The sequence below is a fragment of the Streptomyces mobaraensis NBRC 13819 = DSM 40847 genome (assembly GCF_017916255.1).
In the GTDB taxonomy this organism is placed as follows: domain Bacteria; phylum Actinomycetota; class Actinomycetes; order Streptomycetales; family Streptomycetaceae; genus Streptomyces; species Streptomyces mobaraensis.
Window position 1 is genome coordinate 2,285,897 of the sequence record NZ_CP072827.1, and the last position, 15,357, is coordinate 2,301,253.

Here is a 15,357-nt window from a genome sequence, read left to right on the forward strand (position 1 = left end):
CCTTCCCCATACATCCGGCATCTGCGCAGGTCACAGTGGCGTTGCCTAGGATGCGACCCATGAAGCGCATGGGCGAGGAAATCGAACGGATGAAGGCGCCCGGGAGGAGGGCCTTCATCCCGTGGCTGTTCGCCCTCAGCGGCGACACCGTCCACATGCTCCTCGGCGACATGCCGCTGCCCTGGCTCGGCGGCCTCGGCGAACTGGCCTTCGTCGGCCTGTACCTGACCGCCGTGTTCAGCGCCCTCGACGAACGCCGGCGGTACACCCGCGTCCCCGTCCTCGCCCTGTCCGGGCTGGCCGTGCTCGCGTTCGCCCTCAACATCGGCTACCGCGACTACTGGCAGATGTGCTTCCCGCTGCTGTCCGTCGCCACCGGCATGGTGCTGCGCCACCGGCAGCGGCTGATGGGCATCGCCCTGGGCCTCCTCGGGCTGAGCTGCGGGCTGTCCTGGTTCGTCCGGCCCGACGACGACAGCGTGGGCAGCGTCGTCGCCGTCAGCTGGGGGACGGCCCTGGGCGGCCTGGTCGCGGCGGCCGTCCTCAACCTCTTCGAGGCCATCACCGTCCTCCGCGACACCCGCGAGGAACTGGCCCACGCCGCCGTCGAACGCGAACGCCTGCGCTTCTCCCGCGACCTGCACGACCTCCTCGGGCACACCATGTCCGTCATCGTCGTCAAGGCGGAGGCGGTACGCCGGCTCGGCCCCCGCAACCTCGAGGCCGCGCTCGGCCAGGCCGCCGACATCGAGGCGGTCGGCCGCCAGGCGCTCACCGAGATCCGCGAGGCGGTCACCGGCTACCGGGAGGGCAGCCTCACCACCGAGCTGGACAACGCCCGTTCGCTGCTCGACGCGTCCGGCATCACCGCCGAGATCCGGCAGTCCGGCCCGCCGCTCCCACCGCAGACCGGAGTGCTGCTGGGCTGGGTGGTACGCGAGGGAATCACCAACGTCGTCCGGCACAGCGGCGCCTCGCGCTGCGAGATAGAAGTGCGCGGCAAACCCGACCGGGTCCACCTGGAAATCACCGACAACGGCACGGGCGTAGGCTCGGGTGAGCCCTCGGCCGCGTCCACGGGCGGCAACGGCCTCAAGGGCCTCGCCGAGCGACTGGCCGCCGCCGGCGGCTCGCTGAGCGCCGCGCCCGACGGCCGGCGCGGCTTCCGGCTCGTGGCCGAACTGCCGGTGGACGACGAGCCGTACGCCAAATCCGGCGGAACCGGCGGCGACTCCGGCACCAACGGCGACAGCCACAGCGACAGCGATCAGACGACCGGCGACAGGCGCGGCGAGAAGGAGCGAGCGGCGTGATCAGGACACTGCTGGCCGAGGACCAGGGGATGATGCGGGGCGCGCTCGCGCTGCTGCTCGGTCTGGAGGACGACATCGAGGTCGTCGCCCAGGTCGGCAACGGCGACGAGATCGTGCCCACCGCCCTGGAGACGCGCCCCGACATCGCCCTCCTCGACATCGAACTGCCCGGCCGCAGCGGCCTCGACGCGGCGGCCGACCTCCGGCAGCGGCTGCCCGAGTGCCGGGTGCTGATACTCACCACCTTCGGGCGCCCCGGCTACCTCCGCCGCGCCATGGAGGCCGGCGCCTCCGGCTTCCTCGTCAAGGACGGCCCCGTCGAGGACCTCGCCGCCGCGATCCGGCGCGCGCTCGCCGGTGAACGCGTCATCGATCCGGCGCTGGCCGCGGCGGCGTTGAGCGCCGGACCGAACCCGCTGACGCAGCGGGAGCGGGACGTCCTCTCGGCCGCGGTGGACGGCGCGACGGTCGCAGACATCGCGGCCAGGGTCCACCTGTCGCCCGCGACCGTCCGGAACTACCTGTCGGCGGCGATCGGCAAGACGCAGACGCGCAACCGGATGGAGGCGGTGCGGGCGGCGCGCCAGAACGGGTGGTTGTAGGGTGCCCCGGTCCCGCCCCTTCGCCGATTCCTGGGGGCGAGCCCCCAGACCCCCTGAAACCGCGCTCCGCGCGGTTGTCCTCAAACTCCCCCAGAGGGGGTGCCCCCGGACGGGCTGAAGTGTGCGCCTGGGCGCGATATTCAGCCCGTCCGGCGATTGAGGACGAGCGGCGGAGCCGCGAAAGCGGGGTCTGGGGCGCAGCCCCAGGAATCGGCGAAGGGGCGGGACCGGGGCACCGCCCGCCGCAGGCGCCCCACCACCCACCGACCACCGAAGGACGACCGTGCCCCCCAAACCCCAAACCCTGACCGCCTTCGAAGAAGCAAAAGGCTTCATGCCCCTGGACGAGGGCCTCGCCCTCCACCAGGCCGCCGCATCCGCCGCCTCCGAACTCGGCCTCCCCCTCCTCGAAGTAGGCACCTACTGCGGCCGCTCCACCCTCCTCCTCGCCGACGCCGCCCGCGAGGCCGGGACGACGGTCGTGACCGTCGACCACCACCGCGGCAGCGAGGAGCAGCAGCCCGGCTGGGAGTACCACGACACGTCCCTGGTGGACGACGCCCCGGGCGTCGGCCGGATGGACACGCTGCCGACGTTCCGCCGGACGCTGTACCGGGCGGGCCTGGAGGACCACGTGGTCGCGGTCGTGGGCCGCTCGCCGCAGGTGGCCGCGTTGTGGGGGACGCCGCTGGGGCTGGTGTTCATCGACGGCGGGCACACGGACGAGCACGCGACCGCGGACTACGAGGGCTGGGCGCCGCACCTCGCGCAGGGCGGGCTGCTCGTCGTCCACGACGTGTTCCCGGACCCGGCGGACGGCGGCCAGGCCCCGTACCGGGTGTACATGAGGGCCCTGGAGTCGGGCGGGTTCACGGAGGTCTCCGTGACGGGGTCGATGCGGGTTCTGCGCCGGACGGGCCCCGCGATCTGACGGGCGGCGCTAGCATCGCCCGAGTGTCCTACGGCAGCTTTCCTCGTCACCCCGGCCGCCCCCGGCCCGCTCGGCCCGTCCGGCCCGCCCGCCGCGCCCGTCCGGCCGTCGCGGCCCTGACCGCCCTGCTGCTGGCGGCGGTCGCGGGGTGCGACGACGGTGACGGCCCGGCCGGTGACGCCAAGGCGTCCGCGCCGCCCGGCGGTTCCCCGTCCGCGTCGGCCGGCCGTGCTCCCGCTGCCGTACCGCCGTCGTCGCCGCCACGGGAGGCGAAGAAGGCACCGTCCTCGTCCGGCCCGTCCGACTCCCCGGAACCGCCGAAACCTTCCGCCCCACCCGCGGGCGAGGGGGGCGGCGACGGACCGCTCCGCGGGAAGGTCGTGGTGATCGACCCGGGGCACAACATCCACAACCAGCAGCACACGGCGGAGATCGACCGGTCCGTCGACATCGGCACCGGCCGCAAGGAGTGCGACACCACCGGCACCTCCACCAACTCCGGTTACGCGGAAGCGACGTTCAGTCTCGACGTCGCCCACCGCATCCGGTCGATCCTCCAGGCACAGGGCGCGACGGTCACCCTCACCCACGACGGCGACCGGCCGTTCGGCCCCTGCGTCGACGAACGGGCCGCCATCGGCAACAAGGCGCACGCCGACGCCGCGCTGTCCGTGCACGCGGACGGCGCCGCCCCCGGCCAGCGCGGCGTCCACGTCATCCTGCCCGCCAAGGTCAAGGGCGGCCGGGCGGACACCGCCCCGATCGCCGACCCCTCGAAGGAACTGGGCGAACGCGTCCTCGGCAAGTTCGTCCAGGCGACCGGAAGCATCCCGTCCAACTACGTCGGCCACAACACCGGCCTGGACGTCCGGAGCGACCTCGGCGGCCTCAACCTCTCCACCGTGCCGAAGGTGTTCATCGAGTGCGGCAACATGCGCGATCCGCAGGACGCCGCGCAACTCACCGACGACGGATGGCGACAGAAGGCGGCCCAGGGGATCGCCGACGGCATCCGGGACTTCGTCCTCAGCCGGTAGCGGGCCGCCGGCTCGTCAACCGGGCCGTATAACGGCAGGCCACGGGCGTGTCACGAGGTCGAAACGAAGAGGCGCCCCGGACACCGGGGCGATAGGTTCCCCCGTACGATGGGGGGCCGCGTTCGTCCGCGCCCTCCCGTCTCGCGTCCGGCGACAGCGACGAGACCGACCGACTCTGAAGGCACTGACAAAGGATCTCAGGTGAACTTCCGCTCCCTCACTAGAGGCGACGGCGTGGTGATCGGAGCAGCGGTGTTGCTGTTCATCGCGTCGTTCCTCACCTTCTACTCCATTGACTGCAGCGGCGGCCTGGAGTGCAGCGCCCTCAGGGACAAGTACGAGTACAACGGCTGGAAGAGCGACCTCTTCCCGGTGCTGCCCGCCATCTTCCTTTCCGGAGTCATCGCCGCCGCGCTGATCGTCGCCGCGCGTTTCCAGCCGGCCGACCGCAAGGTCGCCGGGATCGCGCTCGACCACTGGGGCACCGCGTTCGCCGTCTCCGCCGCCTGGTCGTCCCTGTGGGCGCTCGGCGGTGGCGGTGAGGGCCGCTCTGCCGGTGTCGGCCTGATCCTGGGCCTCATCGCCAACCTCGCGATGGCCGCAGCCGCTCTTCTCACCCAGAAGGTCCCCGCCCTGAAGGCCCCCCTCATGGGCGCCCCCACCCCCCAGGTCCAGTCCCCCTACGGCACCGGCGCGCACCCCGGTTACGGCTACCCGGGCCCGGGCGGTCCGGCCGCCGGCGGCTCCTTCGGGGGGCAGCCGTACGGCGCGCCGCAGCCGGCCGACCAGTCCGGTCCGCAGCAGGCGGCCGCGCAGCCGGCCGGCGGTACGGGCGGAGCTCCGGCGGGTGCGCAGGCTCCCTCCGCGGGCGGCTCGGACTTCGCGCCGTTCTGGTTCGCGGTGCCGGTGAACCGCCCGCTGTTCCCGGAGGACGGCGGCCAGACGCCGATCGCCGAGCTGGCGCCGGGCACCTGGTACCTGGCGGTGGACCAGCGCGGTGCGGCGCTCGTCGCACAGACGCAGGACGGCCGTCGCGGCGTCCTCCAGGACACCTCGGGCATCCAGCGCGGCTGACGCGCCCACGCCCCGTCGCATGCGAAGGCCCGCCGGACTCCCCGGCGGGCCTTCGCCGTTCCCCCGCCCCGGGGGTTCAGCGGTGGTCCGGCTTGCCTTCCTCGAAGAGCCAGGTGTCGAAGAGGCCGCCCAGGTCCCGGCCCGCCTTCCGCTCGCACAGCCGGATGAAGTCGTCGGTGCCGACGTTGCCGTAGCGGTGGTCGCGCACCCAGGTGCGGAGGATGTCGAAGAAGGTGGCGTCCCCGACGGTCTCGCGCAGCTTTTGCAGCACCATCGCGCCCCGGCCGTACACCGGCCGGCCGGATATCGTCGCGGCGGTGGGAGAGGCGGGCGGGAAGGACCAGATGGTCTCGTCGTCCTTGCCCCGGCTCTCCGGGTCCGTGCCGTCGTAGTAGGCGTCGAAGATCTGCCGTTCCGTGCGCCCCTTCTGCTGCTGCGCCTCCCACATCCACTCGGTGTACTGGGCGAAGCCCTCGTTGAGCCACATGTCGCGCCAGGTGCGCGGGGTGACGGAGTTGCCGAACCACTGGTGGGCCAGCTCATGGACGATGATCTTGTCCTTCGGCGGCTTCTCGTAGTACGGCTTGGTCTGGGTCTCCAGCGGATAGGTGATGTACGGGTTCCGGTCGATGACCGCGCCCGACGACCCGAAGGGGTACGGGCCGAACAGCTTCTCCTCCCACGCCAGCACCTTGGGCACCATCTCCTTCATGTGCTGCGCGGCCTCGTCCTCCCCGCCCGCGTAGGCGATGTACACCGGCACATCGCCCTTGCCCTCGCCCGCCGGGGCCGTCGTCTCCGTCACCTTGAACTCGCCGACCGCGACGCTCGCCACATAGCTCGCCATCGGCTCACCGCTGTGCCAGCGGAAGGTGGTCCGGTCGTTCCCGCCCTCGCCCTTCACCGTCTCCGAGCCCTTCGGCTCGCCGTTGGCGACGGCGGTGAAGCCCTTGGGGACGGTGACGGTGAAGTCGTACGTCGCCTTGTCGGACGGGTGGTGGTTGCCCGGGAACCAGGCCATCGAGCCCTCCGGCTCGCCGAGTCCGACCGCGCCGTGGTCCGTCTCGATCCAGCCCTCCAGGGAACCGTCGCGGTCGCGGACGGCCTTCGGCCGGCCCTGGTAGGCGATCTCCGTGCGGAACTCCCGGCCCTTGCCGAGCGGGTGCGCCGGCTCGACCCTGAGCTTGGTGCCGGAGCGGGAGGTCTTCGCGGGCTTCCCTTCGACCTTGGTGGACGTCACCTTGAGGCCCGTCAGGTCGAGGGTGAACGCGCTCAGCTCCTTCGTCGCGCGGGCGGTGATGACGGCGTCGCCGCGGAGGGCGTTGCCGTCGGGCCGGTAGTCGAGGGTCAGCCCGTAGTGCCGTACGTCGTAACCACTGTTGCCGAGGGTGGGGAAGACCGGGTCGCCGACGCCCGTCCCGCCCTCCTCCGGAGTCCCGCCACCCCCACCGCCCCCGCCGTCGCAGGCCGTGACGAGCGCGAGGACGAGGGCGAGGGCGAAGACGAGGGCGGCGGCCGGCGCCCGGTGCGGCACCGAGCGGGCAGCGGCTTCCGTCGTCCGGTTCATAGGCGCCATGCTGTCATCGGCCACCGGCCGGCCGGCAGGGTCGGCGACCCCGACGGGCGGCTATCGGTCAGCCCTTCTGGAGCTCGCTCGTCGACGGCACCTTGTCCGTGACGGGGGCCCCGGCGCTCTTGCCCGCGTCCTTGACCTTGTTGATGACGCTGTCGACGGAGTTGACGTCGCTGTCGGTGGCGTCGCCCTTGCGGAGCTTGGTGCCGAGCCCCTTGAGGGAGTCGATGCCGGCGTTGACGGGAGCCAGGGCCTTGGAGAGCGTCGGGTCGCCCTGGGCGTTGCGGGTCGCGGCCTTGAGCCGGTTGTAGGTGAAGACCCCGGCCAGGCCCGCCTTGACGAGGGCGCCCGTCCGGCCGTCCGCCCCCTTCTTGAACGCGCCGTTGCGGTACGGCTTGATGATCCACTGGTAGGCGGCGCCGGACGCGAGGCCGGCGTTGGCGACGAACCGGGTCTTGGCGAATTTCTGCTTCTCGATCGAGCTCGTCGGGCTCGCCTCGCCGGTCGACTTCTCCTTCTTGTCGCCGCCGCAGGCCGAACCGGCCAGCAACAGGCCGCAGACCAGCGGCAGGACGACAACGGTGCGGCGGGCACGGGCACGGTCGGACACGCTTGCCTCCGGGGCCGGCGGGCACGGTACGGCACCAGCGTGGCCCGCGCGGCGGCCCGACGCATCCGGACCGCATCGTTCGGGCTACCAGGTGCGGACGTACACGTCGGAAACGGGCCAGATACGGGCGGGGGAGACGGGCCTGGGGGCCGAGGGTGGGCCTCGGCCGTCGCCGGCTCCCCTCCCCCGCCCCCGCCCGTAAGGTCCCGTCGCCCGTAAGGTCCCGTCGCCCGAAAGCGCCGGTCAGCCGTCCGGGCCGGTCAGCCGCAGCAGTCCGGTTCCAGCCCGCGCGGCAGCCGTTCCCCGCCGAACACCGCCGTCGTCGCCTCGTCGCCGCCCAGCGCAGCCACCGCGAGCAGCAGCGAACCGGCCGTCCAGGTGGTGAGCTCCTCCGGCCACACGGCGTCGTCCTCGAAGACGTACCCGGTCCAGTACATGCCGTTGTCGGCGCGCAGGTGCTGGATCCAGCGGAGGATCTCAAGGGCCCGGTCCGACTCGCCCATCACCCAGAGGGCGAGGGCGAGTTCGCAGCTCTCGCCGCCGGTCACCCAGGGGTTCGGCAGGACGCAGCGCACCCCGAGGCCGGGGACGACGAAGCGGTCCCAGCCCTCGGCGATGCGCGCCGCCGCCTCAGGTCCGGTGATCGCGCCGCCGAGCACCGGGTAGTACCAGTCCATGGAGTAACGGCTTTTGTCCAGAAACCGCTCCGGGTGCCGGCGTATCGCGTGCGCCAGCAGCCCCGTGGCCAGCTCCCAGTCCGGCTGCGGCTCCTCGCGGTGCTCGGCGATGGCCAGGGCGCAGCGCAGCGCCTGGTGGATGGAGGACGAACCGGTGAGCAGGGCGTCGGTGACGTCGGCGCCGCCTCCCTCACCGTCCACCGCCTCCCGCTTCCAGCCGATCTGCCCGCCGGGCTGCTGGAGCGTGAGGACGAACTCGACGGCGGCGAAGACCGTCGGCCACATCCGGTCGAGGAAGGCGTCGTCGCCGGTGGAGAGGTAGTGGTGCCAGACGCCGACGGCGACGTACGCGACGAAGTTGGTCTCGCGGGCTCGGTCGGTGGGCTCCCGGTGGTCGCCGTCGGCGTACGCGGCGTACCAGGAGCCGTCGGGGTTCTGGTGCTCGGCGAGCCAGCGGTAGGCGGCCTCGGCGCGGCCGTGCTCGCCCGCGGTGTCCAGGGCCATGGCGGCCTCGACGTGGTCCCACGGGTCGAGGTGGTGGCCGCGGAACCAGGGTATGGCGCCGTCCTCGCGCTGGCCGGCGGCGATGCCGGCGACGGTCGCGTCGAGCTGTTCTGCGGTCAGGACGCCGGGGAGGACGAGGCGTTCGAGCCGGCCGGGGCGGCGGCTGTGGGTGGTCACGCGCGGTCCTCTGCGGACGCGGTGGCGGCCTCGGTGCCCGTCGCGGCGTCGGTTCCCGTCGCCGCGTCGGCCGGCAGGTGCGGCTTGGTGGCGTAGGCGACGAAGCTCTTGCCGATGACCGGGTTGAGGACCTGCTCGGCGATGCGCGTGGCCGCCGGCTTCTTCATGATGTCCCAGACCAGCAGCTTGTGGTACGCGCGGACGGGCAGCGCCTTGTCGTTGTCGACGCCGAAGGCGCACTTGAGCCACCAGTAGGGGCTGTGCAGGCCGTGCGCGTGGTGGGTGCCGTACGGCTTCAGCCCGGCCTCCTCCATCTTCCGCAGCAGCTCGTCGGCCTTGTAGATGCGGATGTGGCCGCCCTCGACCTCGTGGTAGGCGTCGCTGAGCGCCCAGCACACCTTCTCGGGGCCGTAGCGGGGCACGGTCACGGCGATCCGGCCGCCCGGCTTGAGGACGCGGACCATCTCGGCGAGCACGCCCTTGTCGTCGGGGATGTGCTCCATGACCTCGGAGATGATGACGACGTCGAAGCTGTCGTCGGGGAAGGGCAGGGCCAGGGCGTCGCCCTCCATGGCGGTGGCGGTGGCGCCGGCCGGGGCCTCGCCGGCCTCCTTCATGGCGGCGAACCACTTGGCGACCTCGCGGATCTCGTCCGCGTTGCGGTCGAGGGCGACCACCCGGGCGCCGCGCCGGTAGCACTCGAAGGCGTGCCGGCCCGCACCGCAGCCCAGGTCGAGGACGCGGTCGCCGGCGGCGAGCGGGAAGCGGGAGAAATCGACGGTCAGCACGGAGGTCTGCTTTCGTCCGACGGGGCAGGTCAGTGACGGTCGGCGCCCGGCCGGGCGGGCTGCCGCGCGGAAGCGGTGCCGCCCGGGGGCGGCGGGTGGTGGTGCGGGCGCCGCCCGGGGGCGGCGGTCGGCCGGTTTCCCCGGGAGCCGTCCGGCCGTTGGAGGCCGTCCGTCCCCTGGGGGTCGGCCCTGGAGTGAGCCGTTCCCTCAGGGCGGATGAGCGCCCTGGGGGCGGTTCACCCCTTGGGGGGGGGGCGGTCCAGCCCTTACGGGCGATCCAACCCTTGGGGGTGGTCCGGCCCTTGTGGGCCGATGCGCCCCCTTATGGGTCCGGTGGTCCTTGAGGATCACCTTTCCGCAAGGGACCGCTTCTCCCCCGGGGGACCGCCTCCCCCCAAGGGGCCCCCGGCCCCCTACGGGCGGGCCCGGGACGTCCGTACGGGCAGCGGGCCCGCGCCGCTCCGGGCCCGGGCTCTCGCTCGGGCGGCCCGCTCGATCGAGATCCGGTAGCGTTCGGCGGTCCCGATGGCCGCCTGCCGCCAGGTGAAGCGGGCGAGCACCCGTTCCCGGCCCGCGGCGCCGAGGCGGCGGCGCAGTTCCCCGTCGCCGAGGAGCCGCTTCAGGGCGCCGGCGAGGGCGTCGGCGTCGCCCGGCGGAACGGCGAGGCAGGTCTCGCCGTCGGCGCCGGCGACCTCGGGGATCGCCCCGCCGGTGGTGGCCACCAGCGGCGTCCCGGTGGCCATGGCCTCGGCGGCGGGCAGCGAGAAGCCCTCGTACAGCGACGGCACGCAGGCGACCTGGGCGCCGCGCACCAGGTTCACCAGCTCGGCGTCGCTGATGCCCTTGACGAACTCCACGGCGCCTTCCAGCCCGTACGTCTCGATGGCCCGGGCGACCGGCCCGTCGTCCGCGCGCCGGCCGACGACGACGAGGTGCGCGTCCGGGTTCTCCGTGCGCACCTTGGCCAGCGCCTCGACCAGGTGCACCAGGCCCTTGAGCGGGACGTCGGCGCTGGAGGTGGTGACGATCCGGCCGGGGATCACGGGGACGGACGGGTCGGGTGAGAAGAGGTCGGTGTCGGCGCCTATCGGCACCACGTGGACGCGCTCCGGGCGCACCCCGAGGTGGTCGACGATCTCCTGGCGGGAGGAGCCGGAGACGGTGACGATCGACGGCAGGCAGCGGGCCACCCGCTCCTGCATGCGGGTGAAGCCGTACCAGCGGCGGACGGAGAGCCGGCGCTTCCAGTCGTCCCCCGCGGCGTCCAGTTCCAGCCGCCGGTCCACGGTGACCGGGTGGTGGACGGTGGTGACCAGCGGGGCGCCGAGGTCGGCGAGGAGGCCGTAGCCGAGTGTCTGGTTGTCGTGGACGACGTCGAAGTCGCCGCGGCGGGCGGCCAGATGGCGCCGGGCGCGCAGCGAGAAGGTCAGCGGCTCGGGGAAGCCGCCGGTCCACATGGTGCCGACCTCCAGCGCGTCGACCCAGTCGCGGTACTCGCCGCGCTTGGGGGTGCGGAAGGGGTCGGGCTGCCGGTAGAGGTCCAGGCTGGGGAGTTCGGTGAGGGTGACGCCCTCGTCCAGGACGGGGTACGGCTGGGCGCCGATCACCTCGACGGAGTGGCCGAGCCGGGCCAGTTCGCGGGAGAGGTGGCGGACGTAGACGCCCTGGCCGCCGCAGAACGGGTTGCCCTTGTACGACAGCAGCGCGATGCGCAGCGGCGCGTCGTCCCCGGCCGGGGACACCGCGGGGAGCGGACGTGACCCGACTGCCTGGGCGGTCTCAGCGGTCACTCGCGGCCCCCATTCTTCCTGCGGTTCAGCGGGAGCGTAACCGCTCCCGATTCTCTAGAACAAGTTCCACTATCCGAACCGGCTTGCAAACCGGCAGAAAGCCCGACAAGTCCAGAACGTACCCGAGCCACCGGCGGGCGGCGATACGGACCGCTCCCGCCCGGGCCACAGCGCGCCCCCGACGCACTCTCGCGCGCCCCGGCAGGGTCGGGGCCACCCCCATCGCCTCTCACCCCGTCCGGCCGCGGACCTGGGGCGCGGGCCGCCCGGCCCGCTAATGTGGAACACGTTCCAGTGATTCGCGTCACTGAACCGCGCCCTGCCATCATGCTGGCGACCGCCCCCTGCAGAGGAACGCACCGACGTGGGACAGAAGACCGCAGACCCGAGAGCCGCCTCCGCCCCGGCCGCGCCGCTGACCCAGCGTCAGGAGGCGCGCCGGCGCAGCATCCTCGCCGCCACCACCCGGCTGGCGAGCCGCGGCGGCTTCGACGCGGTGCAGATGCGCGAGGTGGCCGAATCGTCGAACGTCGCCCTGGGCACGCTCTACCGCTACTTCCCCTCCAAGATCCACCTGCTGGTCGCCACCATGCAGGACCAGTTGGAGCAGCTCCACGAGACGCTGCGCAAACGCCCGCCCACCGAGACCGACCCGGCCGCCCGCGTCGCCGGCACCCTGATGCGCGCCTTCCGCGCCATGCAGCGCGAGCCGCACCTCGCCGACGCCATGGTCCGCGCCCTGACCTTCGCCGACCGCTCGGTCAGCGCCGAGGTGGACGCGGTCTCCCGGCTGACCACGGCGATCATCGTGGACGCGATGGACCTGCCGGTACCGCCCGGCCCGGAACAGCTGTCGGTGGTCCGGGTGATCGAGCACACCTGGCACTCGGCCCTGATCACCTGGCTGTCGGGGCGGGCGTCCATCGCCCAGGTGAAGATCGACATCGAGACGGTGTGCGGATTGATCGGGAGGCGGTGAGCGGCGCCGGGCGCGTCGGCGGGCCGGGCGGTGAGACGGCGGCGGGGGCCCTGCCCCCTGGACGGCAGCGTCCCGCACCGCCCCACGGCCCCGGCCCCCTTCCCCCGCCCGGTTAAAGTGGGCACAAATCGACAAGAGCGCCCACGCCGCCGCCGCGACCCCGAGAGGCACCCCACCCCCATGGCTCCCTCCCCCGCCGCCCGAGCCCGCAGGGCCACCCGTATCCGTCGGGGCGCCACGGTCCTGGCCGGTGTGGCCGTTCTGGGCGCCGCCGCGGCCCCGGCCGCCCTCGCCGACGCGTCGCCGTCGGCCGCCGCCCCCGGCCTCTACGGCAGCGCCGACCCGAAGTTCGACGGCGTCTTCCGGCAGTCGCTGGCGTTCCTCGCCCAGCACGCCACGGGGGTCACCCCGGCCAGGCCGGCGATCGACTGGCTGGCCGGGCAGCAGTGCGCGGACGGCGGGTTCCCGGGCTACCGGGCCGACACCGGGAAGCCGTGCGACACGGCCAAGGACGAGTTCCCCGACCAGACCGCCGCCGCCGTCCAGGCGCTCGCGGCGGTCGGCGGGCGCGGTGAGCAGGTCGAGAAGGGCCTGGCCTGGCTCAAGGGCCACCAGAACGGGGACGGCGGCTGGGGCATGACCCCGGGCGCCGAGAGCAACGCCAACTCCACGGCCGCCGCCGTCGGCGCGTTCGCCGCGGCCGGCCAGGACCCGGCGAAGGTCCGGTCCAAGGACGGCAAGAGCCCCTACGACGCGCTCCTCACCTTCCAGCTGGGCTGCGACGCGCCGGACGGTGACCGCGGCGCGTTCGCGTGGGCTCCGCAGAAGGGCAAGCTCAACGCCGACAACTTCGCGTCCGCCGCGGCCACCACGGGCGCCCTCGGCAAGGGCTACCTCGTCGAGCCGGCCGGCAAGGAGAACAAGCCGGTCCGGCCGCTCGCCTGCTCGGAGGGCGACGGCGGCGACAAGGCCAAGCCCAAGGACGCGCCGGCCGCCGCCGAGGCCGCCGCCGCGTACCTGGCGAAGAAGCTCGACGCCGGGCGCGGCCACCTGGAGGCGTCCATGCCCGGCGCCCCCAAGGGCCCCGACTACGGCACCACCGCCGACGCCGTCACCGCGCTCGCCGCCGGCGGCCACCGCGAGGCGGCCGGCAAGACGCTGGACTGGCTGAAGTCGGCCGACAGCAAGACCATGGCGTGGGCCGAGGGCGACAACGGCAAGGGCGACCCCGGCCGACTGGCCAAGCTGGTCCTCGCGGCCCGCGCGGCGGGCGCCGACCCGCGCGACTTCGGCGGCACCGACCTGGTGGAGAAGCTGAACGCGACCGGGCCCGCCCCCGAGTCCGTCGCCACGTCCGACGAGGAGAAGAAGGACGACAAGGACTCGTCCTCGGGCAACTGGTGGTTCGTGGCCGTCGCCTTCGTCGCCGCGGTCGGTGTGGGCTTCCTCTTCAGCAACCGCCGGAAGAAGCAGCGGTGACCGCTGCCCGCTCGCTCCACGCCGCCGCGGCCCTGCTGCTCGCCGGCCTGCTCGCGGTGCTCGCCGGAGTGACGGCCGCCACGCCCGCGCACGCGGCCGGCTACCGGTACTGGTCGTTCTGGCAGGCCGAGGGCAAGAGCGGGAGCCACGGCTGGACGTACGCCACCCAGGGCCCGTCCCAGGCCCGGCCCGGCGACGGCGAGACCGTCGGCTTCCGCTTCGCGGTCAGCGCGGACTCCTCCGACGCGGCGAAGCCGCGCACCGCACCGGACTTCGCCGCCGTCTGCGACCGGACGCCCGCCCGGGACGGCGGCAAGCGGATCGCCGTCGTCCTCGACTTCGGCACGCCCGCCGACGCCCCCGGCGGCGAGCGCCCGCCCGCGGCGCGGACCGCCTGCGCGCGGGTCGCGGACGACGCCACGGCCGCCGACGCGCTCGCGGCCGTCGCCAAGCCGCTGCGCTACGACTCGGCCGCCCTGCTGTGCGGCATCGAGGGCTACCCGCGGACGGGCTGCGGCGAGAAGGTGGACGCCACCGCGCCGAGGTCCGAGCGGCCCGAGGCCGAGCCGGGGGACCGTTCCGGCGGGCCTTCCGCCGGTCTGATCGGCGGTGTCGCGGCCGTCGTCGCGCTCGGCGGCGCCGCCGTGTGGCAGGCGCGTCGCCGGCGCGCGCGGTGACGCCGGCGCTGCACCCCGGCGCGTGGTGGCTCTGGGCGCTGGGGCTGGCCGCCGCCGCGTCCCGGACGACCAACCCCCTGCTGCTCGCGCTGCTGGTGGCCGTCGCCGGGTACGTGGTGGCGGCCCGGCGCACGGACGCGCCCTGGGCGCGCAGTTACGGGGCCTTCCTCAAGCTGGGGCTGGTGGTGATCGGCGTCCGGCTGCTGTTCGCGTTCTTCCTCGGCTCCCCGATCCCCGGCACCCACACCGTCGTCGTCCTCCCCGAGATCCCGCTCCCCGACTGGGCGCGGGGTGTGCGCCTCGGCGGCCGGGTGACGGCCGAGGGCCTGCTCTTCGCCCTGTACGACGCCCTGCGGCTGGCCGCCCTGCTGGTCTGCGTGGGCGCGGCCAACGCGCTCGCCAACCCGGCGCGGCTGCTGAAGTCCCTGCCCGGGGCGCTGTACGAGGCGGGGGTCGCGGTCGTCGTCGCCATGACGTTCGCGCCGAACCTCGTCGCGGACGTCCAACGGGTACGCGCCGCGCGGCGGTTGCGCGGCCGGCCGGACCGGGGCTTCGCCGGCCTGCTCCAGGTGGGGCTGCCGGTACTGGAGGGAGCCCTGGAACGTTCGGTGGCCCTGGCCGCGGCCATGGACGCGCGCGGCTACGGCCGTACGGCTCAGGTACCGCCCGCGGTCCGGCGCACCACGGCCGTCCTCACCCTCGGCGGCCTGCTGGGCGTGTGCGCCGGCACGTACGGGCTGCTGGCCGACGAGGGGGCCGGCTACGGCACGCCCCTGCTGCTGGCCGGCGTCGCCGCCGCGCTGGCCGGGCTGCGGCTGGGCGGCCGCCGCTCGGTCCGCACCCGCTACCGCCCGGACCGCTGGGACGCGGCGGCGTGGCTGGTCGCGGGCTCGGGCGCGGCGGTGACGGCCCTGATGGTCTGGGCCGGCACCACCACCCCGGAGTCCCTCCACCCCCCGGCCTTCCCCCTGACGTCCCCGACCCTCCCCCTGTGGCCCGCGGCCTCGATCCTCGTCGGCCTGCTCCCGGCACTGCCCCTGCCGGGACGGCGGGGCGGGCGGAGCCCGGGGCGCGGGGCGTCCGGCCGGGGCCGGCCCACGCCCGGACCGGATGCGTCCGGGTCGGACGGCCCCCGCCCGTCCGCCC

13 protein-coding genes and 1 pseudogene are annotated in these 15,357 nt (G+C 74.1%); 9 read left to right on the forward strand and 5 right to left on the reverse strand.

Annotated elements, in window-relative coordinates; genetic code table 11:
• Positions 1-59 precede the first annotated feature (59 nt).
• The 5 genes from J7W19_RS09455 to J7W19_RS09475 all read left to right on the forward strand — a co-directional run bounded on the left by J7W19_RS09455 (position 60) and on the right by J7W19_RS09475 (position 4,957).
• Positions 60-1,313: a sensor histidine kinase gene (locus J7W19_RS09455; protein WP_004951295.1), complete on the forward strand. Its 1,254-nt coding sequence runs from the start codon at positions 60-62 to the stop codon at positions 1,311-1,313.
• Positions 1,310-1,915 (forward strand): response regulator transcription factor, encoded by a 606-nt coding sequence (locus J7W19_RS09460; protein ID WP_004951297.1) that lies wholly within the window; start codon positions 1,310-1,312, stop codon positions 1,913-1,915. Before J7W19_RS09455 ends, J7W19_RS09460 begins: the two co-directional genes overlap by 4 nt.
• A gap of 334 nt (positions 1,916-2,249) precedes the next feature.
• Positions 2,250-2,846: a class I SAM-dependent methyltransferase gene (locus J7W19_RS09465; RefSeq protein ID WP_004953117.1), complete on the forward strand. Its 597-nt coding sequence runs from the start codon at positions 2,250-2,252 to the stop codon at positions 2,844-2,846.
• Between the two features lie 23 nt (positions 2,847-2,869).
• On the forward strand, positions 2,870-3,883 hold the full coding sequence (locus J7W19_RS09470) for an N-acetylmuramoyl-L-alanine amidase (protein WP_004953116.1): 1,014 nt from the start codon (positions 2,870-2,872) through the stop codon (positions 3,881-3,883).
• Between the two features lie 201 nt (positions 3,884-4,084).
• Positions 4,085-4,957, forward strand: coding sequence for a hypothetical protein (locus tag J7W19_RS09475; RefSeq protein ID WP_201768262.1), 873 nt, complete (start codon positions 4,085-4,087; stop codon positions 4,955-4,957).
• Positions 4,958-5,033: 76 nt separating this feature from the next.
• On the opposite strand, the gene J7W19_RS09480 is transcribed toward J7W19_RS09475, so the two are convergent.
• From J7W19_RS09480 to J7W19_RS09500, 5 genes are all read right to left on the reverse strand, one after another.
• Positions 5,034-6,524 (reverse strand): M1 family metallopeptidase, encoded by a 1,491-nt coding sequence (locus J7W19_RS09480; protein ID WP_004953112.1) that lies wholly within the window; start codon positions 6,522-6,524, stop codon positions 5,034-5,036.
• Positions 6,525-6,591: 67 nt separating this feature from the next.
• Entirely contained in the window at positions 6,592-7,140 is a 549-nt protein-coding gene (locus J7W19_RS09485; protein ID WP_004953110.1) for a hypothetical protein, read from the reverse strand.
• A gap of 260 nt (positions 7,141-7,400) precedes the next feature.
• Positions 7,401-8,498 (reverse strand): prenyltransferase/squalene oxidase repeat-containing protein, encoded by a 1,098-nt coding sequence (locus J7W19_RS09490; RefSeq protein WP_004953108.1) that lies wholly within the window; start codon positions 8,496-8,498, stop codon positions 7,401-7,403.
• A complete protein-coding gene (locus J7W19_RS09495; RefSeq protein WP_004953106.1) occupies positions 8,495-9,286 on the reverse strand; it encodes a class I SAM-dependent methyltransferase in 792 nt (263 codons plus the stop codon). The genes J7W19_RS09490 and J7W19_RS09495 overlap by 4 nt, the downstream gene beginning before the upstream one ends.
• A gap of 413 nt (positions 9,287-9,699) precedes the next feature.
• Positions 9,700-11,076, reverse strand: coding sequence for a glycosyltransferase family 4 protein (locus tag J7W19_RS09500; RefSeq protein WP_004953104.1), 1,377 nt, complete (start codon positions 11,074-11,076; stop codon positions 9,700-9,702).
• A gap of 364 nt (positions 11,077-11,440) precedes the next feature.
• Here J7W19_RS09500 and J7W19_RS09505 point away from each other — a divergent pair, with 364 nt between their 5' ends.
• From J7W19_RS09505 to J7W19_RS09520, 4 genes and pseudogenes are all read left to right on the forward strand, one after another.
• Positions 11,441-12,055, forward strand: coding sequence for a TetR family transcriptional regulator (locus tag J7W19_RS09505; RefSeq protein ID WP_004953102.1), 615 nt, complete (start codon positions 11,441-11,443; stop codon positions 12,053-12,055).
• A gap of 180 nt (positions 12,056-12,235) precedes the next feature.
• The gene (locus tag J7W19_RS09510) at positions 12,236-13,534 is read left to right on the forward strand and encodes a prenyltransferase/squalene oxidase repeat-containing protein (RefSeq protein ID WP_078588244.1); all 1,299 of its coding nucleotides are present in this window, start codon (positions 12,236-12,238) and stop codon (positions 13,532-13,534) included.
• Positions 13,531-14,211 (forward strand): SCO2322 family protein, encoded by a 681-nt coding sequence (locus J7W19_RS09515; RefSeq protein ID WP_004953098.1) that lies wholly within the window; start codon positions 13,531-13,533, stop codon positions 14,209-14,211. Before J7W19_RS09510 ends, J7W19_RS09515 begins: the two co-directional genes overlap by 4 nt.
• A pseudogene (locus J7W19_RS09520) lies at positions 14,181-15,264 on the forward strand (CbiQ family ECF transporter T component); the annotation flags it as partial. The gene J7W19_RS09515 and the pseudogene J7W19_RS09520, both read left to right, overlap by 31 nt.
• Positions 15,265-15,357: the final 93 nt, after the last annotated feature.